Origin of the sequence: Oceanobacillus sp. FSL W7-1309, from assembly GCF_038002145.1 — a bacterium.
In the GTDB taxonomy this organism is placed as follows: Bacteria; Bacillota; Bacilli; order Bacillales; family Amphibacillaceae; genus Oceanobacillus; species Oceanobacillus profundus.
Window position 1 is genome coordinate 2,074,652 of sequence record NZ_JBBOBX010000001.1, and the last position, 23,004, is coordinate 2,097,655.

Consider the following 23,004-nt stretch of genomic DNA (forward strand, 5'->3'; position numbering starts at 1 on the left):
TAAAGGATGAGGGAGATAGGGAGACGAGTTATTAAACAGGTGAAAAAAGGAGATCATTGTGCATTTAAGAAGCTTGTTCAGCATTACCATCAATCAGTCTATAAAATTTGCTACATGATTATCGGTGACAATAAAGCTGCTGAGAATATGGCTGAAGATATTTTCTTGCATGTTTATAATCATATTGGCGATTATCAGGAAACTACTAAAAAATTTTCGCTGTGGCTGTTTCAAAAAACGGTGAACCTAGCTCGTACCCAATTCAATGAAAAAAATCAGACCGGCGTGCATGCTAGTCCCGTATTAAATAAAGATAATAATATAAAACTTATATTGATGAACATTTCTTTAAAAGAGAGATTAGCTTTAACCCTAAAATCTAGCAATCATTTATCCATTCAGGAGATTAGTGAAGTTTTAGAAATCCCCAATTCCACTACCCTAACCTATATTTGGCGAGGGAGAGAATCGCTGCGCACGATGATTAGTCAGTAATTTGTTCTATTGCGTTTAATAAATGTACCAGTTCCATTATTTAAGGGGACTGGTACATTTTTTCTCGTGGATTCTGCTGACGGGTACATTTTCGTTTGCTTTTTATTGCTTTTACCCTTGTGATACGAGGTGCATCGTAACACACTGGTATTAACAGGAAAAAAGGGTTGAATATGCGTAATGGATAGGGAAATGATGAAGGGAAGCATTGATTTATTGATATTGTCTTTAATTTCCCAGCGCGATTTGTATGGTTACGAAATTACCAAAATTTTAAAACGGTTAAGCGGCGATGCGTATGATATGAGTGAGGGAACGCTGTATTCGGCTTTGAAAAGATTAGAAAGAAAACAGTGGATTAAGTCTTATTGGAGTGATACAGAAAACGGAAGGCGGAAATATTATCATCTAACCGAAACAGGAAGAAAACAACTGCAACAAAAACAGAGAAATTGGAAAATGATTGAATTCCTTGTAAATAAGAGTTCGGAGGGATTAACATGACGCAAGATCTCAGAAGATTTGTTGAAAAGACAGTTCAACAAATTGAGGGGAATCAACAAGAGAAAGATGACTTATACGAAGAATTGCTGATTCATTTGGAGTTGTCCAAGTAAGAATTTATCAATGCGGGGTTATCCGATAAAGAAGCGGAAAAGAAGGCAATGGAGCACTTCGGCAATGAAACAAAGGTCGGTGGACAGATCCAACAAGCAATGTTTCCTTTTCGAAAAGAAATGATGCGGGCACTTGCCATTGGATCCTTACTTTTTCATAGTTAAGGATATCTCGAAAGTTAGACTTTTGAGATATCCTATCTTGCTAGATTCAAAAGCGGTTCCTACAAGCTAAATCGCTTTAACGGCTTTAGCAATATCTTCTGCCTGTGTAATCACGGAGATAAACGAGACACCATCAGCCCCAGCTTCAAGCACAGATTTAGCATTCTTTGTATCAATCCCGCCAATTCCGACAATAGGAAGCATTGGGAATTGTGCGCGTAATGTCTGAATCCACTCCAACCCAACAGCCGCTTTCGCATCCGTTTTTGTTGTTGTGGAAAAAATTGGACCCGCACCAATGTAATCAACAAGATCTATCGGGCTTCTATCAACTTCATCCGTAGTTGATACAGAGAGTCCAATAATTTTATTTGGAAAAGCTTGACGTAATTCTTCTGCTGATCGGTCATCCTGACCAACATGTATACCGTCTGCATCAAGTAATTCCGCAAGCTCGACATCATCATTCACAATAAATGGAATGTGATAGCTTCGGCAAATTGCTCGTAACTCTTTACCTAATTCCAATTTCGCATTACCGTTAAGTGATGAAGGACCTTTTTCTCGAAACTGAAATGCTGTTATTCCAGCCTTAGCTGCAGCTTCCAGTATATCTCCAGGATTACGGTCGCAATTTTGACTGCCCATAATAAAATACTTTCGTAAGGATGGCTTCATTGGAAATGACATGTTTTATTTTCCCTCCAGTTGTTCTGGTTCTAATGAAAGTGCGTCGATAAATGGAGCTATAAATGTTCCTGACCCGTTCACTGACGGACTTGCGGCTGCATGGGAGGCGGCTAATCCGTAAAAATGAACAGCTGTGAGTACCTGTTCTTCAATTGGGTCATCCGTTGTTAAGCAGGCGGTTAGTATGGAACCTAGCAAGCAACCAGCACCTGTTACTTTAGATAGAATTGGATGCCCAGTATGATTCTCCATGCAGGATTTTCCGGTGCAAATAATGTCTATTTTACCTGTAACAACAGCGGTCGTTTTGTATTCCAGTGCGACGCTGCGAGCGATATCTTCAACATTACCCTCACCAAGCGATTCCACGCCCTTTGTTTGCCAAGGGATATCGACCAGATGTGCTAATTCACCAGCATTTCCTTTAATAGCAGTAGGCTTTACCTCTTTTAAAATTTGTTTAACAGCAGTTGTACGAAATGTCGTTGCAGCAACACCTACTGGGTCAAGTACAACGGGAATTCCTTTTTCATTTGCCTTTTTACCAGCAAGAATCATTGCATCTAGATCCTTTGCTGTTAAGGTACCGATATTTATTAAAAGACCATCCGCAATAGAAGCCATATCCTTTGCTTCCTCTTCGGCTTTTGCCATTACAGGGGCGCCACCAAAGGCTAACAGTCCATTTGCAGTAAAATTCATGACAACCTGGTTCGTTAAATGATGAATGAGCGGTGTTTTTTCCCGTACACTTTTAATAATTGTTGGATTCATGTTTAGCACTTATCCTTTCGTATTGCCCAATGGTTTGTTGGACCACTCCCAGCTCCAAGGTCGAATGAATACTTAATTGCCGCCGTGACAAAATCCTTTCCATTCTTAACAGCGTCATACAAAGACAAACCTTTACTTAAATAGGCAGTAATTGCTGCTGCATACGTACAGCCAGTCCCATGTGTGTTCTTAGTATCAATTCGCTCTGCTGAGAAGCTGTGTATATTTGAACCATCATGAAGGAAATCAATTGCTTCCCCTTCTCTGTGTCCGCCTTTGATTAAAGCAGCACCAACACCGAATTCCTTCACAAGCAGTTCTGCAGCTTGTTTCATATCATCTGTTGTTTTAATCGTTTCTCCAATAAGAAATTCAGCTTCTGGAATATTCGGTGTTACAAGTGTTGTCAGGGGTAAAAGCTGTTTGCGTAAATAATCACGTGCCTCTTCTTCGATTAAAGCATCTCCGCTCGTTGCAACCATAACAGGGTCCATGACATATGGAACTTGAAGTGCTGCTATTTTTTTCTGGATAACTTTCATCATCTCCTGATTGGCGATCATTCCAGTTTTCAGTGCGTGAATAGGCATATCGGAAATCACGGAGTCTAATTGCTGTTCAATTATTTCAATTGGTACATGGTGAACGGCTTGAACACCTGTTGTATTTTGAGCCACAACCGAAGTAATTACGGACATCCCATAGCTTTGCAGCTCTTGAAATGTTTTTAAATCAGCGTGGATACCTGCACCGCCACTTGGATCTGTACCGGCAATTGTAAGTGCACATGCTACTTGTTTCATTGGTTATACACCATCCTTTCAGAAGATACCTCACATATAAGTGTTGTTCTTTCAAATCCTTTTATAAATCATGCAATTTAATTACGAATTAAACGTTTACTTGAAACCCTGGATACGATAAATAAGCCGATAATAGAACCAGTAATACTACTAACGAGAAATGGTGGGATAAAGGCGAATGCTCCGGCAGAACTTCCCATAAAAATGTAAGCAAATGGGACAGCGAAAAGTGCACCGAAAATCCCGCTTCCAACGCCTTCACCGATAGCGGCTAATGATTTCTTGCTGGATTTTTTATAAAGATAACCTGCTAAAAAGGCGCCAACCATCGCACCGGGAAATGCTAATAATGTCCCTAGTCCGAGCATATTGCGAAGTAAGCTAATCATAAAAGCGATAACGACAGCTGGACCTGGTCCAAGCGTAACAGCTGCCATGACATTAATTGCATGCTGGACAGGATAGGCTCTAGCAATTCCAGCGGGAAACCATATTAGTTGAGCGGTGATTGTCCCAATTGCAATAAATACTGCCATCGTAGTTAATAAACGTGTTCGATTCATCAAGTCCTCCATTTCTGGGGTATCACAAAAAGCAGTGATGTAAACCAGTACGCTTCTTTATAGCAATTGCTGCTTCCTGAATTTTGGAGTTCAGCTACGGACACGGAGCTAGAACTGGACGTAAAAAAAGCTAGATCCATTAGGACCTAGCTTGATACGTGTGAAAAATAGTTTAGACATATGTCAGACTACTTCCCTCCGCTGGTATTAACCAGATCAGGTCCATAAGAGTCGGGAAATGATACACGCTTCCCTCTCAGCCCACGCTTTTTGGGCACCCCTAGTAGTTTAAATGCGATAGAATTGTAAATTCATCTCTAAGCTTAACAAATTTTTTAACTTTTGTCATTATTAACATGGAAAACATGGTATAACTAATGTAGTCTGCTAATTATATAGTAGAAGCGTTACGAAAAAAATGGTACATACTCTTGATTTAGCGGAACGTGATTGCACTTTTTATTGTGTAATGGGAGATAACAATGAATAAAAGGATACATATAAAAAAGTATTAAAGAAAGGCTGATAGAATGACAATTTTAACTATGAAAAACATAGAAAAACATGAAAAGGATACACAGCTATTTCCTGCTTTTAATTTAGAAATTGCTGAAGGGGAGATTACTGCCATTTATTCAACGCTAAATGTTCGAAGCACGCTTTTAAATATGATTCTCGGAAAAATCCCCATTGTAAATGGGGAAATCCGTGTAAAGGAAGTAACTATTGCAGAAAACAAGCGAGGATTTTTACATCAAGTTGGTATTTGCTTTTTTGAAGATGGGATGTATGAGAGATTAACGGTTTCTGAGTATTTTCGATTTTTTTATGACTTATATGAAGTTAAACAAACGTTTGAACGAGTTATCCATCTAACACAGCTGGAAGGAAAGAAAAACAAGAGAATTAGAGATTTAACATTTTCGGAAATGAAACGTGTACAATATGGACGTTTATTGATTCAGGATCCTTCTTTATTTGTTTTTGAGGAGCCTGATTTGAATGTAGACATGGAGACAAAACGTGTATTTATTAATATTACAAGAAAGATACAAGAAGAAGATAAAAGTATACTTGTTCTAACTGGGAATATGGAAAGTGCCGTCACGGTTGCTGATCGTGTTTATCGATTGGATGAAGATGGTTTACGAATTATTGAGACGGAAACAGAGGAAGATACAGAGGAAAGAGATACAGAATTAATTCCAGCAGAAGAAACAGATAATGAAAAAGACACAAAGCCAATTCAATTGAATAAAATTCCAACGAAAGTTAACGATAAAATTGTTTTATTTGACCCCCCTGAGATTGATTATATTGAAAGCAATGATGGTCAAGCAAATATTTACATAAAAGGGGAAGCATTTCCAAGCTCACTCACCTTAACGAATTTAGAAGAGCGCCTGCAGCATTTTGGATTTTTCAGATGTCACCGCTCGTATATTGTAAATTTACAAAAGGTTCGTGAAGTGATCACATGGACTCGAAATAGTTATAGTTTGATTTTGGATGACAAGGAAAAGTCGCAGGTTCCGCTGTCTAAAACAAAAATGGCGGAATTAAAAGATCTACTCGGCCTTAAATAAGCTCCGTTCATCGAAAAAGTAGAAATATCAAGACTTGCAACTCGGATAATTGAGCGTTAAAAATGCGCCATTCACCTTGAAAAATACTCTTTTCATAGGAAATATGCTGATTTCCCTTCGCTTTCCATTTATTCTAGAGTCACAAACAAACGAGATCTACGGGGAGGAAGAATTTTGGAAAACATTATTGAAGTGAAATCATTAGCAAAGATTTTTGGTAATAAAGCTGCATTGGAAGATGTAAGCTTTCAAGTAAAAAAAGGAGAGACATTTGGATTTTTAGGACCGAGTGGTTCTGGAAAAACGACAACTATAAAAATATTAACTGGACAATTGATGCAAACATCTGGAGATGCGACCGTATTTAATTTGCCTGTTGCTTCATTAAATAAGCCATCCTATCGAAAACGAATTGGTGTTATTACAGATAATAGTGGATTGTATCAGCGGTTATCAATTTATGACAATCTGAAATTGTATTGTGAGCTTTATAATGTGCCATCGAAACGAATTAGTGAAGTGTTAGAGATGGTTAATTTGACGGAGGATACGAAAAAGGTAGTTTCAAAGCTTTCAAAAGGAATGCTGCAGCGTGTCACGTTAGCAAGGGCCTTCCTGCATGAGCCGGAATTGTTGTTTTTAGATGAACCAACATCTGCTTTAGATCCAGTGAACTCAAAGCATATTCATGATGGACTCCGCAAATTGAATGAAAAAGGAACAACCATTTTCTTGACCACACATGATATGAGTGAAGCGGAAACACTGTGTAAACGCGTTGCATTTTTGCATAAAGGAAAAATACAGTTGCTCGATGAGCCGAAAGTTCTTCGCAGACAATTTTCGGATTCCTCTGTAACAGTTGAATTAAAAGATGGACGCGAATTAAGTTTACCAGGTGGTTCGAAAGGCGCGGATGAAATATATAAGTACCTATCAACCGATCAGATCGTTTCCATCCATTCAAATGAACCAACATTAGGAGATATTTTTGTAGAAGTAACAGGGAGGGAATTAGTATGACTTTTTCAATGAAACGTGTCATGGCAATTTTTCAAAAGGATATGAAGGATTTATATAAAAATATGTATGTATCGACAACAATTTTAATGCCGCTCATTTTTGCATTTTTTTATGGTCGAATGGATAATCTTACAGTAGAAGTTCACTATGTAGTAATTAACTTGACCTTAGCCATCGTTACAGCATTCCTGCAATGTTCCATTATAGCAGAAGAAAAAGAGAAAAACACATTACGCGGTTTGATGCTTTCGCCAGCAACTATACCAGAAATTCTTGGCGGTAAAAGTTTAGTAACCTTTATATTAACTGTTATAACGATTATTCTATGTGCGATGCTGACAGGCTATGAGCCAGCAAATATGGGGATTGTAGCAATCGCAATTGTTGTATCTAGCTTGTTTTATATTGCTTTAGGAACATTGATGGGATTGATCTCTAGAACCTTAATGGAAGCTTCTGTACTCATTTTACCAGTTATGTTTATTTTTGGATTTGGATCTATGTTTCGTCCTTTCGCTGAAGAGTATCCTATCCTGTCTGTCATCGACTATTTACCAAATATCCAATTGATCGAGCTAGCAACAGCTGTTGAGGCCGGTTCAGGATTTGGAGATGTCCTAGGTAATTTAGGTATCATTGCAGCTTGGGTAGTTGTGGGAATGATTGCCACTGTCATCGTATTTAAAAAGCGAGAGTTGGATGAGTAAGGTTAAATAGAACTGGGGAATTCATTTCCCCAGTTCTATTTTTATGAAAAGCAACGGATTATATTGCTTGTATAGAGATCGATATTAACCACTGATTCCTGCGTTTTCCCAATTAGTATATTTAAATTTACTTTAACTACTAAAAATTTACTATTTACAAAAGTAACGTTTTAGTAGTATGATAGTAAAGCATTTTATATGCTTCGCTTAATCTTATTGTAAGAGCGGGGGACCCAATCATTACGGCGGAATTTCCGCGTGGGGTGAATCCTATTACGGAGGGGCTTACTTTACTGTTTCCTTAGTCCTAACCCGAAAGCTAACCTCGTCAGCGTTTAACGGAAACAAAAGAGTATAGGATAACGTGCGAATTGACACAACCCGTGTCTTTTTTTTGTTCGTCAATTCACGTTTCTAGTCAAATCATCTTTGTTTCCCTTGCCTAGGCAGACACATTTAACTAACAAGAAGGTAGGGTAATCAATGAAGAAATTTAGATTAAGTTTGGCCAATCAAATTTTTATTGGTCTAATTTTAGGTGTTATTGTTGGTGGTATTTTCTACGGAAGTGAAACAGCGCAAAGTATCTTACAGCCATTTGGCGATCTGTTCCTTCGTTTAATTAAAATGATTGTTGTTCCAATTGTACTATCTAGTATTATCGTTGCAATTGCTGGTGTTGGAGATTTGAAATCTGTTGGGAAGCTAGGCGGTAAATCATTAACTTACTTTATTGGTATGACATTAGTTGCAATTGCGGTTGGTCTAATCTCAGCTAACATATTCCAGCCTGGTACTGGATTAAACATGGAAAGCCTGCAGCAAAGTGATATTTCAGGTTATGTCGAAACTTCAGAAGATCAAGAAGGCAAGTCGATTGCGGATACGCTTTTGCATATAGTACCTACAAATCCAGTACAAGCGATGGTTGAAGGGGACATGCTGGCGATCATCTTCTTTGCAGTTGTATTTGGTCTTGGAATTGCAGCAATTGGAGATAAAGGTAAGCCGGTACTTCGATTCTTCGAAGGTACAGCGAATGCTATGTTCTATGTTACAAACCTATTTATGAAGTATGCACCAATTGGTGTATTTGCTTTAATTGGTGTAACGATCTCTAAATATGGTTTTACCTCATTGATTCCATTAGGCAAGTTAGCCCTTACTGTTTACGGAACCATGATATTCTTTGTCATTGTTGTGTTAGGTTTAATGGCTAAAATTGTTGGAATAAATATCTTTAAATTATTAAAGCTGATTAAAGAAGAATTAATTTTAGCATTTTCAACGTCAAGTTCAGAAACCGTGCTGCCGAGAATTATGGACAAGATGGAGCAAGCCGGAAGTCCAAAACACATTGCCACGTTTGTTATCCCAACGGGTTACTCTTTTAACTTAGATGGGTCTGTTTTATATCAAGCGATCGCGTCGCTATTTATTGCACAGATGTTTGGTATAGAATTAAGTATTTGGCAGCAAATTACATTGATGTTAGTCTTGATGGTTACTTCTAAAGGAATGGCTGGTGTACCAGGCGTATCCTTTGTCGTGTTACTCGCTACATTCAGCACGATTGGATTACCTGCTGAAGGGTTAGCATTTATTGCTGGAATCGACCGTATTCTTGATATGGGGCGTACTGCAGTTAATGTGGTAGGGAACTCATTAGCAGCACTCGTTATTGCTAAATGGGAAGGTCAATTTAACCCACCAGTTGAAGAACAGAAAGAAGTAGTGGATCAAGCGATATAATATAGTTGAAAAAACACTCACAATGCTAGTTATGCTGTGAGTGTTTTTTTTGAATTAAATTAGTAACAGGATATAAAAAAACACTTGATAGCAAGCATATGCATCAAGTGTTTTATATATATGGAGCATAGGGGGCTCGAACCCCTGACCTCTTGCATGCCATGCAAGCACTCTCCCAGCTGAGCTAATGCCCCGCGAATATTTATTATATATGCTTTCATTTGTTAAATCAACTCTATGTAATAGTAGATGGTGCTAAATTACTGTTTTAATAGTTTAATAGTCCTTATGTACTGAATTCACAATATATTTACATTTTTTTAATAGTATCACTGCGCCTCTTATGTCATATTTAAAGGGAAGCTGGAGAGGATTTTGTCATATGTCCTCGTATCTAGCAAAAAATATCCTAAGAGATGGAGGATCGTGATGAAAAGTGTTGCTTTCAGAAAAGTTTTCAGTATGTTTCTTATTTTAGTAATGCTGTCAGTAAACATTACACCTAGCTTTGTAACAACTGTTTCGGCACAAAGCGATGAAGCGACAGCAGAGGACTTATTTATCTCGGAGTATATTGAAGGTAGTTCCTTTAATAAGGCAATTGAAATTTACAATGGTACAGGAAGTGCGGTAGATTTATCGAGTTATCAAGTGGAGTTGTACAGTAATGGTGCTTCTTCAGCAAGCCAGACATTATCACTTTCTGGGACACTTGAAAACGATGATGTACTTGTTCTTGCACATACTAGTGCAGAACAGGCAATTCTGGATCATGCAGATGTGGTAAATGGATCGATTATCAATTTCAATGGAGACGACGCATTTGCATTGAAAAAAGATGAAGCGATCATCGATATGCTTGGTGAAATTGGCGTTCGTGATAATTTTGCTGCTGACGTTACGTTAGTGAGAGATGCATCGATTACTGCGCCTGCTGAAACATATGAACAAAGTCAGTGGAATGATTATGCAAGCAATACATTTGCATATCTTGGCAGCCATACGATGGATGGAGCTGGGGAAATTGATCCTCCGGAAGAAGAGCCGGAAGAACCTGCTGATCCTGACGAAGTATCTTCAATCGGTGATGCACGTGAATTAAGTGATGGTACGAATGTAATGGTAGAAGGAATTGTAACAGTGGATAATGCTGCAATCAGTAACGGAGCACAGTTTACGACATACATACAAGATGAGACTGGCGGCATTAATTTATTTTCTTATGAACAAGGCGATTTACCCGATCTTGTAAAAGGTGATCGAGTACAAATTGTTGGAGAATTGGCTAGCTATAACGGTTTAAAAGAGATTGTGCCAGCTTCAATCGAAATATTAGAGTCAGATCAGGCTTTGCCGGAAGCGCAAACAATAACCTTGGAAGATCTTCAAGATCCTACGATTGCGGAATCGTATGAAGGACAGTTAGTACAAGTAAATGGTTATATTAATACTATTCCAGATAGCCCCGCTGGTGGAGGGTACAATGTTGCACTGGTTGATGCTGAATTCAATGGAACAACATTGCGTGTGATGGAAAACGCGCTTGATATTTCTCAAGTGGAGTCTGGTTTATGGTATGACATTACGGCGATTGTAAGTCAGTATAATACGTATCAGCTGATTCCTACTGGACAGGAAGACTTGCAGGTAGCTCCTGATCAGCCAGAAGCCCCGACTTCTGCAGGCTACTATGAAACTACTGTAGAAAGCGTAACAGATGGGGATACAATTCGTGTTGCAAACCCTGTATTTGGAGAAACGAGAGTACGCTTTTTGAATATGGACACTGCGGAGACGTATGCAGCGAAAAATAAAGATCCAGAACGAGCGGAAATCAATGAAAATCAAAAATATTATGGGGATCGAGCGACAGATTATATTCGTGAATTGATTCAGCCTGGTGATGAAATTTATTTAAAGGTTGGAGATGAACCAACAGATGACTACGGAAGAATTTTGGCAGAAGTAATTCGCAAGGAAGATCAATTAAACATTAATTTAGAAATGGTCGAGGCGGGTTATGCATCTACTTATTTCCTTGCACCAGTTGATGAAGAAGCATACCCAATGTATCAGCAAGCCGTAAAAGAAGCGAAGGATGCAGGGTTAGGAATTTGGAATCCAGAAGATCCTTTATTGGAGCTTCCATTTGCATTCCGTGCGAACGATGATCAGAAAGGTTTTTTAAGGTATGTTGGAAACTCAGAAACAATGGAGTATGTAGAACCGAATAGTTGGGAAGACGTCCCAGTTGATAAGCGTATTTTCTTTACAAGTGCAGAGGAAGCAGAATCCTATGGCTATACACCGATTACTGAGGAAGAAGTTCCGAATGAGGATGAGGACCTACTAGAACTTCAACTGCTAAGCTTAAATGATTTACACGGAAAAATTGATCAGGAATATTCGCTCGATCCAGATGGGGATAGCGTATATGATATGTATGGGCGTATGGATTATACGGCAACAGCAATGAAAGAACGCGAGCAAGAAAATGAACATACATTAATCGTTCATGCTGGAGATATGATTGGTGGAAGCTCTCCGGTTTCTGGATTACTCCAGGATGAACCAACTGTCGAAATTATGGAAGCAATCGGCTTTGATGTTGGAACCGTTGGGAACCATGAATTTGATGAAGGATTAGATGAATTGCTTCGAATGGTAAATGGTGGAGACCATTCGGAAGGAAAAGGTACAGAAGGGTATGCTGGAATGAGCTTTCCGGTACTTTGTGCAAACTGTGTTTATGATGATACAGGTGAACCCTTTTTAGACGCATACCATATTGAGGAAGTAGATGGTGTGAAAGTTGGATTTATTGGTGTTAACACAGTTGAAACGGTAAACATGGTTATGCCTGCGTCATTGGAAAATGTAGCATTTACAGATGAAACAGAAGCGGTGAATGCCGCAGCTGCTGAACTCACAGATCAAGGTGTGGAAGCAATTGTAGTCCTTGCCCATCTACCGGCCTATCAAACTGGTGATGTTGTGACAGGGGCGGCGGCAGACCTGGCGAATAATATTGATGATGCAGTTGATGTTATTTTTTCAGGACATAACCACGTTGTTAATAACGCGGTTGTCGATGATAAATTAATTGTCCAAGCATCTGAGTATGGAAAAGCCTTTGCAGATGTTGATCTCGTTATTGATCGTGAGACAGGGGACATTGTAGAAAAGGAAGCAGAAGTTGTCTTTGTAAAGCAAAGCGACTATACAGCCGATGAAAAAGTAGCTGGCATTCTAGATACGTATGCAGAGCGGATTGCGCCGATTATTAATGAAGTGATTGGCTATAATGCGCAAGATTTAACTGGCAGTTATACGAATGACGGTGATCATGGACTGGGAAATCTCCTTGCAGATGCGATGAACTGGTCGATGGAAAGTGATTTTGCCATGATGAATGGTGGTGGAATTAGGGACAGCCTGCTTGCAGGTGAAATAACGTGGGGCAACCTGTACAATATTCAACCGTTTGGAAACACATTGATGACGTTGGAGGTAACAGGAGCAGACCTCTATCCGATTATTAATGAACAGTTATCTCCAATTTATGGACCGGATTATAGTATTGCCGGATTGCATTATACATGGAATAAGGAATTGAATGAAGTTGTAGCTATCACTTTTCCAGATGGAACGCCGATTGATGAGGATGCAGTGTATACATTGACGGTAAATAATTATATGGGAACCTCAGACGGTCCGATAAATGATTTAGGGCAAAATCCAATCATGGGACCTGAAGACATTGAGGCAACAGTTGATTATGTTAAGCATTTAAACAGCTCAGAGTCGAATCCGATTGTATATGGAGCAGAGGGCAGGATTGCAGAAACGGACGAAATCCCGGGAGAACCAAACCCAGAAGTACCGGAGGATCCTGACCCAGAAGAGCCTGAAAAGCCAGATACAGAGGTTCCTGATGATGGTGATAAGGACGGAGAAAAGGAACAACCAGGAGATTCTGATAAAACGAATAAAACAATAACAGTTCAACCAATTGTTCAAGACAATCAAGCGATTCTTGAAGAAGATGCGTTAGAGACAATTACAGAAAATGGAACGGTCATAATTGATTTAAATGAATCAGCAGACCTAACCTTAATTGAGATTGTATTGAGCAGCGAGCAAGTAAAAGAATTGAAAGCTAAAAATGCGGTTCTACGTATTGAAAAAGGTGATGTCTCTTTAGAAATTCCAGCCTCAGTATTTACAAATGGCGATGAAGCAGTAACGATCGTAATTGATAGACTTGATGCGGTTCCAAATGCACTAAGTAATGTATATGATTTCTCCATTACACAGGGAAATCAACGGATAAGTGAATTCGAAGACGCGATCACATTAATCTTCGAGGCAGATGCAACAAAGATAGAAAGCGAAGAAAATGTGAAGCTGTTTTACCTGAATGAAACCGATAATCTCTGGGAGGCTGTTGGTGGTAATTATGAAAATGGTAAAATAAGTGCAAAAACAAATCATTTCAGTACATTCGCGGTTTTTGAATTAGAAACTTCTGCAGAAGATGAGAATGAGAAGGGTGTTCTTGATAATCAAAATACGATTGATGGAGCAAATGGCTCGAACGGCTCAGCTAATACTGGAACTGGAAATATATTACCGAATACGGCAACAAACACGTTTAACTATTTGATTGCAGGGGTTCTTTTTATCCTAATCGGTGGTGCCATCTACCTTAGTAAGCGAAAAAAGATTGTACAGTAGAATAATAGATAAAGGATAATATTGAGAACTTCATAATCAGAAGGGGTTTAATCATGTTGGCATGGTTAAACCCCTTCTATTTTTCAAAAAAATTCTATGTGAATAACGTGTTCAGCATATAATAGCCCCACAATGTTTACAGATCCCTTCTAGTTAATATAATATGGTTAGTATGAAAAAGGGGGACCTTCAATATGAAAAAAATGAACATGAATCAGGATGATTATCGATATAAAATTGCGAATAGAGAAGCATTAATAGGGATTGGAATTGTCATTATTAACTTTATTTGGTGGTATGGATTTGCATATGGATTAGGAAGTAAAAATCCGGCAGAATATACTTATATTCTAGGGTTGCCTGCCTGGTTTTTTTATAGCTGTGTCCTTGGCTTTGTTGTCATGGTGCTACTGATTTGGCTTGTGATAAAGTTGTTTTTTATAGATATTCCATTAGATGAATTAGATGATAAGGAGAATAAGCAGCTATGAATTGGCAAGCAATATTACCATTAGTATTATTTTTAATTATTGTATTCGCAGTTGGTATGTGGGCAGGAAAATATGTAAAACGATCGGATTCCTTCCTGCAGGAATATTTTCTTGGGGGAAGAAGCTTAGGTGGCTTTGTGCTAGCAATGACATTGGTTACAACGTATGGAAGTGCTAGTAGCTTCTTAAGCGGGCCAGGAGCAGCATATAACCAGGGGCTTGGTTGGGTATTGCTGTCTACTTCCCAGATTGCTACAGGTTATTTTGTGTTAATGATACTAGGGAAAAAATTTGCCATTGTAACACGCAAATATAAAGCAGTGACAATTGTAGACTTTTTAAAAAGTCGTTACGAATCCAAATGGGTCGTGTTATTGTCTTCATTAAGTATTTTAATTTTCCTGTTTTCTGCGATGTCTGCTCAATGGATTGGTGGCGGTCGTTTGATTCAATCATTAACAGGCCTATCCTATATTGCATCATTATTTATATTCTCGGTATCTGTTCTCGTTTATGTTATTATTGGTGGGTTTCGTGCTATTGCAATAACAGATGCAATTCAAGGAATTGTGATGTTCGCAGGAACGTTAATCCTGCTCATTGCAGTTATCATCGCGGGTGGAGGAGTCCCTGCAATCATTGCTGATCTTGCAGCAGAAAATCCAAATCTAATTACACCATTTGGTGCAAATGCTGATTTAACACCTGCATATGTTTCCTCGTTCTGGGTCCTTGTTGGTGTTGGTGTTGTCGCGCTGCCGCAAATTGCTGTGCGTGCGATGTCCTATAAAAATTCAAGGTCGATGCATCGTGGAATTATTATAAGTACGATTGTTGTTGGTTTTATTATGCTTAACATGCATTTGATTGGTGTGTTTGCAAGACCTGTTATACCCGGTATAGAAGTTGGTGATACGGTAATGCCGCTTCTCGCGCAAACTGTATTGCCAAACTGGCTGTCCGGAATTGTCCTTGCGGCTCCAATGGCAGCGATTATGACAACTGTGAATTCATTATTATTACTAGTTAGTTCTACGATTGTGAAAGATGTCTATTTAAATTACATAGAACCTACTGCAAAGGAAAGAAAAGTAAAGTATTTAAGTATGTGGGTAACTGCATTGCTTGGAATCGTTGTGATTGTGATGTCTTTAAACCCACCTGACTTAATTATTTGGCTCAATCTATTCTCGATGGGTGGTCTCGAAGCTGCGTTTATTTGGCCAATTGTCATGGGTCTCTATTGGAAGAAGGGGAATAAATATGGTGCGATTGCATCGATGATCTTTGGTGTTGGAAGCTACATCCTATTTGAATCCTTTTATCCGCAGCCATTTGGAATGCATTCTGTTGTAACATCTATTGTAATTGCGTTTATTGCATATGTTACTGCAAGCCTAATGATGCAGAAAAAACACTTAGTTATAGAAGAATGAATATAGTTTTGTATTTAAAAATATCAGCCTTGAGGGGCTGGTATTTTTTCAAATCTTGTATTTTCTAATTCTCTAAGCATAGAAATACATCTCTCGACTATTAAAGCACCATTCTTGTAAATAAAACACATCAGTCGGCCATTAAAGCACCATTCTAGAATATAAAGCACCTCACCCGGCCATTAAAGCACCATCTAGAATATAAAGCACCTCACCCGGCAATTAAAGCACCATTCTAGAATATAAAGCACCTTTCCCAGCAATTAAGCCCCATACCAAAATATATAACCCACCTCACATCCCGGCTTCTACCTCTCCGGCCATAGAAAAAATAACGCACCCAAACAAATTCTCCTGCTAAAATAAGCAGGAGAGACTTTCTTAAACCTTCATTTCGTCTTTTGCAAACTGGACAAAATAATCAAGTGCTCTTCTATTACTCAGTGATCCTATGTTGACGACTTGTTCAACCGGTTTGCCCATGAGTATTTTTTTAATCGGTACTTCAAGTTTTTTACCGTTAAGTGTTTTCGGTATGTCGGTAACTTGATAGATTCCAGTCGGTACATGACGTGGCGAGCATTGGGTACGAATTTGTGTTTTAATGCGCCCGGAGATTTCATCAGTTAATTCAGCGCCATCCTTCATTACGACGAAAAGTGGTGTGGCTGAACCCCCGTCCTGGTTTGGAATATCAACTATTAAGCTATCAGAAACCTCTTTGACTTGATCGACTGCTCGATAAATTTCGCTCGTACCGATGCGGATTCCGCCACGGTTAATTGTTGCATCTGAGCGACCGTAAATAATCCCAGTATGACGATTTGTAATTTTTAAGTAGTCACCATGACACCAAATTCCTGGAAATACATCAAAGTAGCTTTCGTGTAATCGAGTACCATCAGGGTCATTCCAGAAATAAATTGGCATAGAAGGGAAGGGCGCTGTTAGTACGAGCTCTCCAATTGCATCTATTTCCGGTTTTCCTTGGTCATTAAAGCTCTCTATTTTAGCGCCGAGTCCCATACATTGTAGTTCACCAGCATACACTGGAAGAATCGGTGCACCTAAAATAAATGCTGTACACACATCCGTTCCACCACTGACAGAAGCAATCCACAGGTCACTTTTTACGTGGTCATAGCACCACCCAAACGCTTCAGGTGGCAAAGGAGAACCGGTCGAGCTGATATTGGATAGATGGCTTAAATCAAATTCCTTCCCTGGCTCAAGACTATCTTTCATACTTGCTGTTAGGAAGCTTGCACTTGTACCGAAAGCTGTCATTTTTGTCTGTTCAGCAAACCTCCAAAGCCACTTATTGTCCGGATAGGCTGGGCTTCCATCATAGAGGATAATTGTACTTCCACTAAGCAAACCGCCGATAAGAAAATTCCACATCATCCAACCTGTCGTAGTAAACCAGAAGAAACGTGTGTCCTCACCTAGGTCCATATGGAAAGTTGCAGCTTTTAAATGTTCTAGTAAAATACCGCCTTGACTTTGTACAATAGGTTTCGGCTTTCCTGTCGTTCCAGATGAATAAAGCACCCATAGAGGGTCATTAAATGGAACATGTTCGTATGTTAAGCTTTTGTCACCGTTATTTGTAGTTGCATCCGACCATTGAATTGGATTTTTTAGCTTATTAAAATTTGTTTGTTCATTCAAATAAGGGATCGTGATAGTAGCTTCAATTGTTGGTAATGCTGCTTGAATGTTCGCTACAACCTCCGTGCGGTCGAAATTTTTTCCATTGTAGCTATATCCATCAACTGTTATCATCACTTTTGGTTCGATTTGCTTAAAACGATCAATCACACTTTGTGTACCAAAGTCTGGAGAAGCACTTGACCAAACCGCTCCGAGACTCGCTGTTGCTAGAAAAGCAACAACTGTCTCATAAATGTTTGGTACGTAGGCAACAACACGATCCCCCTTTTGGACGCCTAATTTTTTTAGTGTCTGTTGGAAAGCAACTGTATCTATATATAATTGCCCCCATGTCACCTCTTGTGTAGCTCGATGTTCTGATGCATGTATAATAGCTGGCTTGTTCAAATCTCTATCTCTGAAAATATGCTCCGTGTAGTTAATCATAGCCCCAGGAAACCATGTCGTTCCTGGCATCTCACGAGAGGTAAGGATCGCATCATAGGATTGTTTCGACCTGATGTTAAAATATTCCCATTGGGACTCCCAAAATGCTTCTAAATTATGGACAGACCATTCCCATAAGGCGTGATAGTCATCAAAATAAAGTCCTTTTTCTTTCTTTAGCCAATCGATATATTTATATAAGTTTGATTGCTTCTTTCTTTGTTTATCTGGTTTCCATAATAGCGTACCTTCCTTAACGCTCTCCACTTAATCGCCTCCTGAAAATTAAGATGATTACTACTATTATATGAAATCGCTTTCCAAGTGTAAAGGAGCCTGAAACTTTATGCTTACGTACGCTTTAGCGTGAATTTGATATGCATGAGTAAAGCTGATTGGCGCATATGGCTCAATCAGCTTTTTGTGTAGCTTGTGTCATTTGATGCCAAACAGATCCTTTGGCTTCTGCGCCACCTTGAATGCGCTCCAATGCTAGTTTGATTTGCATTCGAACTTCAAATTCAGGATCATCTGCAGCTGTTTCCAGAGCTGGAATGGCAGTTTCATCACCTAATTCATATAAGAACATTGCCGCTCGCCAGCGTACAATTCGACTAGGGTCCGAAAGCGTCGTAATCATTTCTGACGTTGCTTCTTTAAACCCAAGATCAGATATACAATCACCAGCAGTTCGTCTAACTGTGACAGACTTATCTTTTAAGGCTTTATACAAATAAGGTAGCACCTCTGGTTCCTCAATCATTCCGAGATATGCTGTTGCTAGCCTTCGAATGGATGACTTTTCATCATTTAACGCTTTATCAAGTAATGGCAAGTCGCTTGGTGTTGGATCAAAACGATCAAGTGCCGCATAACGTACCTTCCAGTTTGGATCATCAAGGACTTCAAGTGTCAATTGCTTTTTGGGTCTTGACTCTTGAGAATGAGAACTTGACGACGCTTGATTCTCGAATGCTAGTTTGACTAGCTCATCTAATCGGTCCTTATCGTAGCTTGCTGCAAGCTCTTCAACAATCTCTTCTCCTACTTCTTCCATCGTTCCATATCTTGGATGCTGTTCAACCCATTTACGATCCATAATTACATTGGGAGAGGAGGGAGAGGCTTCCATAATTGCTTGACTAAAACGTTCAGGAAGACCAAAACGTTTTTCCTCCGAACCATCCTCTAATTTTACTTGCATCGGTATGCTGCGGAACATTTGAATAAAGACTTTAATCTCTCCAAAAGCTTCTTCATTGTTCTGCTGCATATTTGGAGTTAAATCATCATTCGTTTCTTCTGTCCCTAATACTGCACGAACTTTCGGTAACAGCTCTTCCCAAGCGGTTTTAGGGTTGCGTGCAAGCGCAATAAAATCAACCACACGATAAATATTTTGGACTCCTTCAATAGCAAAGAGTTGTTTAACATAGCTTGGTGCATCCTCGAGATTATCTTTTTCGTTATAATTATAATTTTCACCTGCAGGCAAGGATTCATTGACATTTATTTTCATCGAGTGTGGACTTGGTGTTGGTTCAATCGATAAAATTTTCATTCAAAACACCTCAATCAGAGCGGTTTGCTTCTGCCAGGTTATCAGCAAAAGCTTTCATGTAGGCTGGTAAATCTGGTGGACGGCGACTGGAAATGATATGGCCATCAACGACAACCGCTTCATCACTCCAAGTAGCGCCTGCGTTTGTCATATCGTCTTTTATCCCTGGAGTACTTGTAACATGCTTGCCTTGTAAAATATTTGCAGAAATAAGCACCCAGCCAGCATGGCAAATTTGCCCGATTGGTTTCTTGGCTTTATCCATGACACGGATAAAATCCAGCACTTCTGGATAGCGTCTCAATTTATCCGGTGCCCAGCCGCCAGGTACAAGAATAGCATCGTAATCTTCTGCTTCAATATCGGTAAATGCATAAGCGGATTCTGCGGGAACACCATATTTACCAATATATTTATGGTTGGCTTCCTTACCAACTAAATCAACTTGTGCACCTTCTTCTTGAAGGCGTAAAATTGGGTACCAAAGTTCAAGATCCTCGAAATCTTCTTCAACAAGTGCAATTACTTTTTTGTCCTTTAATCGCATGTAATCCCTCCGTTTCTTATTATCATTAGTGTAACAGAGGTTGGGTATCATTTCGATTATCAAGCATTTAGATAAAGGTTATGTATGGGGGGAGCGAGTCTAAAATAAACTCGCTTCGATTTGGTGAGTATTTAATCCTCAAGGCTCACGTGAATTCTCATTTCTTTTTTTTAACTGCTCATTTAAAGAAACTTCAAGCTTTTTATAGTATAGATAATATCCCGTTCCAAAAAGGGAATAGGTAACAATGAATGCTAGCAAACTTCCTATAATGGGCCAAAATCCAAATGGTACCCAGCCAACGGAAAAGGCGATAACATAGTAAAATAAGATGGAGACGCTAAAATGCACGATAGTCCTTTTCATGTAACTCCATTCATTTCCCATATATATAAATGAAGACAGTCCAAAATAAACACCGATCGTCATACTTGCCAGCATATGCATCCAAATCTCTGAAGCGGAGGTGGGATGATCGTTAATAACAACAATAGTTATTGCGATAAATGTAAAAACACATGCAAACCCTAGTCCAATCATCGTTCTTTTTAGTATTTCAACCACCATTCGATTCCCCTCCATTCATCAGATTTTCTTTAATAGGTGCTACATATTTTCTCGTGATATATGCTTTATTTCCCGAACGAAAATAGACACAAAGATTCCCATTGAAGGATAATTCAAAGCGTTCTATTTGATTCAGGTTACCAATAACAGATTTTGAAAACCGCATATAATCGTATGGAGCTAAGATTTCTTCTGCTTCATACAATTTCATTTTTAGTTCCAATTGTCGATTTGCCAGGCTTGCGAAGACCTTTCTTTGCTCGGCATAAATAAAATCAATCTCTTTCGGATCAAGCAGGATTGTTTGCTCAGAGTCACTGGCAAATAACCGGGGTGTTCTACGCTTCTTAATTATTTTTACAATTTCTTCTAGCTCTTCCGTCCATTCCTTTGCTTGAATCGTTATTTGTGTTTCCGCGTGTTTATCATCAATATCGATATTAAATTTCAATTGCCATTCCCCCTTTGGCATATAGCAAGCAGATAGTTTTATTATATCGCAAAAGCGAGAATGGCGAATCACAAATCCTGCTAATTGGCTTCCTCATTCCTTCGTACAAGAGCTGAAATTACCATAAATCCAATCAAATAGCCGCCTAAGATAAGAACACTTTTTATACTTGGAGCATTCCCACGAATAATCTCCCATGCACCATTACCAAAGTGATAGGATGGTAGCCATTCTGCCATGTCTTGCAGGAAAGTAGGGAAAATGTATATTGGAAACCACATCCCGCCAAGAATTGCTAATGCTAAATAGAGGATATTGCTAACCCCACTAGCAGTTTCCACTTTCTTCATGGAACCTACGAGTGTTCCGATGGCAAGAAATGGCAGGGAGGCAACCAGAATCCATAAACCTGAGAAGAACCACTGCGTGAATGTTAACGAAACACCGTTGATCAAATATCCTGCAATAAAGATAAGGATCACGGAAAATAAATGCATGACCGTTTGTCCGAACATCTTAGCGGTAAAATAAGCCCAAGCAGGTAATGGTGTTATCTTCATAAAGGAGGACCAGCCCTGTGTCCGTTCTTGTACCATGCGAATGCCAAACGTCATGATAGCCGATCCCATCACACTAAAGGCAGTCATTGACATTAAATAATACGCTTGCCATAGTTCTACATCGGGAACATCTGCATTTACGATATTGGTAAAAATAAAATAAAACACAATTGGCATAAGCAGGCTCCAAAATACAAAATATGGATTACGGAAAATGCGAAGTACCTCTATCTTACATTGCATCGTTATGCTGTTCATTTATCTCTGCCTCCCCATTCGGTTTTGTTAAATGTTCAAACACTTCTTCTAATCGTCCTTGTTCAATTGCGATATCTTTAGCGTGTAAATCGAACTTGAATAATGATGCAAGAACTGTATCTGTCTCTTCCGTTACTGCGTAAATGCGATCGTCTTTTTGATAGCATTTGCTAACTATCGGAAGGGTTTGTAATTGCTGTATTGCTCTTTTGGCATCATTTGTTTGGAAGGACACATTTCGTATGGCGAGCTGCTGTTTAATAGCATTTGGGTGTCCGTCCGCGATAATTTCACCACGGTTAAATAAAATAATCCGTTCAGCCACATCATCTGCTTCTTGTAAATAATGTGTGGTAAAAATGATTGTTTTTCCCTTTTCCTTTAATGCATTTACTTTTTCCCAGAATAATCTCCTTGCCGTAATATCGAGTCCGACTGTTGGTTCATCAAAGAAAACAAGATCTGGATTTCCTGTCAGAGCAAGGGCGAAGCCAACCCGACGTTTTTGTCCACCAGATAATTTGTCAGCCCATTTGTTCAAGTCGTTCTTCTCTAATCCAGTTAAAGCAATTAATTCTTCCATGGAGAGCGGGGAAGGGTAGTAGCTACGAAAGAGGGCAATAACTTCATGAACTTTTAATTTGTCAACAACACTTACATCTTGAAGCATAGCTCCTATTTTTTCACGAACAGAAATGTGCTTTGGATGATGACGAAATAATTGAATATGCCCGGCACTAGGCTCGATTAACCCAAGCATCATAGAAACCATCGTCGTTTTCCCTGCACCATTTGGCCCGAGGATTGCTACAGTAGATCCCTTTTCAATGGAAAAGGAAACATTGTTTACTGCGGTTGTTTTACCGAAATTTCTTGTTACGTGTTGCACTTCAACAACAGGATTAGTCATGATATCTCCTCCAAATTTTCGATTTATTATCAGAAGTATAACAAGAATATTCTTTTATGAATTCTGAATTGAACTAACATGATCTGTATAATGTATGAGTGAACAGATTATATGTATGAAAGTTTGTTGAGTGTGGGGGTAGAGGGTTGTTTAATAAAATGGATATATGTTCGGAGTTTTGCGCGTGAAAAAAGACCTAGCGGGCGGCTAG

The 23,004-nt window shown here is 39.1% G+C and carries 20 protein-coding genes, 1 tRNA gene and 2 riboswitches; of the genes, 9 read left to right on the forward strand and 12 right to left on the reverse strand.

Going from position 1 to position 23,004, the window contains the following annotated elements; translation table 11 throughout:
• The first annotated feature begins 6 nt into the window (after window positions 1-6).
• Both NST46_RS09855 and NST46_RS09860 read left to right on the forward strand, forming a co-directional pair.
• Window positions 7-495, forward strand: a complete 489-nt coding sequence (locus tag NST46_RS09855; RefSeq protein WP_095311598.1) for a sigma factor — start codon at window positions 7-9, stop codon at window positions 493-495.
• A gap of 180 nt (window positions 496-675) precedes the next feature.
• Window positions 676-999 carry a PadR family transcriptional regulator gene (locus tag NST46_RS09860; protein ID WP_095311600.1) on the forward strand — a complete coding sequence of 108 codons (324 nt, stop codon included), beginning with the start codon at window positions 676-678 and terminating at the stop codon, window positions 997-999.
• 344 nt (window positions 1,000-1,343) lie between these two features.
• Here NST46_RS09860 and thiE read toward each other — a convergent pair whose 3' ends face one another.
• From thiE to thiW, 4 genes are all read right to left on the reverse strand, one after another.
• A complete protein-coding gene (thiE, locus tag NST46_RS09865) occupies window positions 1,344-1,967 on the reverse strand; it encodes a thiamine phosphate synthase (RefSeq protein WP_341137131.1) in 624 nt (207 codons plus the stop codon).
• A 3-nt stretch (window positions 1,968-1,970) separates the two neighbouring features.
• Complete coding sequence (thiM, locus tag NST46_RS09870) at window positions 1,971-2,741, reverse strand: hydroxyethylthiazole kinase (RefSeq protein ID WP_251660299.1); 771 nt, start codon at window positions 2,739-2,741, stop codon at window positions 1,971-1,973.
• 2 nt (window positions 2,742-2,743) lie between these two features.
• Window positions 2,744-3,544: a bifunctional hydroxymethylpyrimidine kinase/phosphomethylpyrimidine kinase gene (gene thiD, locus NST46_RS09875; RefSeq protein WP_251660301.1), complete on the reverse strand. Its 801-nt coding sequence runs from the start codon at window positions 3,542-3,544 to the stop codon at window positions 2,744-2,746.
• 77 nt (window positions 3,545-3,621) lie between these two features.
• Window positions 3,622-4,107, reverse strand: a complete 486-nt coding sequence (gene thiW / locus NST46_RS09880; RefSeq protein ID WP_251660302.1) for an energy coupling factor transporter S component ThiW — start codon at window positions 4,105-4,107, stop codon at window positions 3,622-3,624.
• A 176-nt stretch (window positions 4,108-4,283) separates the two neighbouring features.
• A riboswitch (TPP riboswitch) is annotated at window positions 4,284-4,399 on the reverse strand.
• Between the two features lie 238 nt (window positions 4,400-4,637).
• Here thiW and NST46_RS09885 point away from each other — a divergent pair.
• From NST46_RS09885 to NST46_RS09900, 4 genes are all read left to right on the forward strand, one after another.
• Window positions 4,638-5,693 carry a LytTR family transcriptional regulator DNA-binding domain-containing protein gene (locus NST46_RS09885; RefSeq protein ID WP_095311610.1) on the forward strand — a complete coding sequence of 352 codons (1,056 nt, stop codon included), beginning with the start codon at window positions 4,638-4,640 and terminating at the stop codon, window positions 5,691-5,693.
• Window positions 5,694-5,867: 174 nt separating this feature from the next.
• Complete coding sequence (locus NST46_RS09890; RefSeq protein ID WP_095311611.1) at window positions 5,868-6,716, forward strand: ABC transporter ATP-binding protein; 849 nt, start codon at window positions 5,868-5,870, stop codon at window positions 6,714-6,716.
• The gene (locus NST46_RS09895) at window positions 6,713-7,423 is read left to right on the forward strand and encodes an ABC transporter permease (RefSeq protein ID WP_251660306.1); all 711 of its coding nucleotides are present in this window, start codon (window positions 6,713-6,715) and stop codon (window positions 7,421-7,423) included. The genes NST46_RS09890 and NST46_RS09895 overlap by 4 nt, the downstream gene beginning before the upstream one ends.
• A 194-nt stretch (window positions 7,424-7,617) precedes the next feature.
• Window positions 7,618-7,772: riboswitch (cyclic di-AMP (ydaO/yuaA leader) on the forward strand.
• Window positions 7,773-7,906: 134 nt separating this feature from the next.
• Window positions 7,907-9,175 carry a cation:dicarboxylate symporter family transporter gene (locus tag NST46_RS09900; RefSeq protein ID WP_251660308.1) on the forward strand — a complete coding sequence of 423 codons (1,269 nt, stop codon included), beginning with the start codon at window positions 7,907-7,909 and terminating at the stop codon, window positions 9,173-9,175.
• Between the two features lie 121 nt (window positions 9,176-9,296).
• Here the strand turns inward: NST46_RS09900 and NST46_RS09905 are convergent.
• Window positions 9,297-9,369: transfer RNA gene (locus NST46_RS09905), tRNA-Ala, on the reverse strand.
• A 268-nt stretch (window positions 9,370-9,637) separates the two neighbouring features.
• Between NST46_RS09905 and NST46_RS09910 the strand changes: the two genes are divergently transcribed.
• The 3 genes from NST46_RS09910 (at window position 9,638) to panF (ending at window position 15,839) form a co-directional block, all read left to right on the forward strand.
• On the forward strand, window positions 9,638-13,912 hold the full coding sequence (locus NST46_RS09910; RefSeq protein ID WP_341137132.1) for a 5'-nucleotidase C-terminal domain-containing protein: 4,275 nt from the start codon (window positions 9,638-9,640) through the stop codon (window positions 13,910-13,912).
• 203 nt (window positions 13,913-14,115) lie between these two features.
• Window positions 14,116-14,403 carry a YhdT family protein gene (locus NST46_RS09915; RefSeq protein ID WP_240033805.1) on the forward strand — a complete coding sequence of 96 codons (288 nt, stop codon included), beginning with the start codon at window positions 14,116-14,118 and terminating at the stop codon, window positions 14,401-14,403.
• On the forward strand, window positions 14,400-15,839 hold the full coding sequence (gene panF, locus NST46_RS09920; RefSeq protein WP_095311620.1) for a sodium/pantothenate symporter: 1,440 nt from the start codon (window positions 14,400-14,402) through the stop codon (window positions 15,837-15,839). Before NST46_RS09915 ends, panF begins: the two co-directional genes overlap by 4 nt.
• 381 nt (window positions 15,840-16,220) lie before the next feature.
• Here panF and NST46_RS09925 read toward each other — a convergent pair whose 3' ends face one another.
• The 7 genes from NST46_RS09925 to NST46_RS09955 all read right to left on the reverse strand — a co-directional run bounded on the left by NST46_RS09925 (window position 16,221) and on the right by NST46_RS09955 (window position 22,793).
• The gene (locus NST46_RS09925; protein WP_341137133.1) at window positions 16,221-18,206 is read right to left on the reverse strand and encodes an acetoacetate--CoA ligase; all 1,986 of its coding nucleotides are present in this window, start codon (window positions 18,204-18,206) and stop codon (window positions 16,221-16,223) included.
• A 142-nt stretch (window positions 18,207-18,348) separates the two neighbouring features.
• A complete protein-coding gene (locus NST46_RS09930) occupies window positions 18,349-19,500 on the reverse strand; it encodes a conserved virulence factor C family protein (protein WP_340002846.1) in 1,152 nt (383 codons plus the stop codon).
• A gap of 10 nt (window positions 19,501-19,510) precedes the next feature.
• Window positions 19,511-20,047 carry a type 1 glutamine amidotransferase domain-containing protein gene (locus NST46_RS09935; protein WP_341137134.1) on the reverse strand — a complete coding sequence of 179 codons (537 nt, stop codon included), beginning with the start codon at window positions 20,045-20,047 and terminating at the stop codon, window positions 19,511-19,513.
• Between the two features lie 138 nt (window positions 20,048-20,185).
• Window positions 20,186-20,614, reverse strand: coding sequence for a DUF3021 domain-containing protein (locus NST46_RS09940; RefSeq protein ID WP_095311628.1), 429 nt, complete (start codon window positions 20,612-20,614; stop codon window positions 20,186-20,188).
• Window positions 20,604-21,065, reverse strand: coding sequence for a LytTR family DNA-binding domain-containing protein (locus NST46_RS09945; protein WP_251660317.1), 462 nt, complete (start codon window positions 21,063-21,065; stop codon window positions 20,604-20,606). Before NST46_RS09945 ends, NST46_RS09940 begins: the two co-directional genes overlap by 11 nt.
• An 80-nt stretch (window positions 21,066-21,145) precedes the next feature.
• On the reverse strand, window positions 21,146-21,883 hold the full coding sequence (locus NST46_RS09950) for an ABC transporter permease (RefSeq protein WP_341137135.1): 738 nt from the start codon (window positions 21,881-21,883) through the stop codon (window positions 21,146-21,148).
• The gene (locus tag NST46_RS09955; RefSeq protein ID WP_095311634.1) at window positions 21,858-22,793 is read right to left on the reverse strand and encodes an ABC transporter ATP-binding protein; all 936 of its coding nucleotides are present in this window, start codon (window positions 22,791-22,793) and stop codon (window positions 21,858-21,860) included. Before NST46_RS09955 ends, NST46_RS09950 begins: the two co-directional genes overlap by 26 nt.
• Window positions 22,794-23,004: the final 211 nt, after the last annotated feature.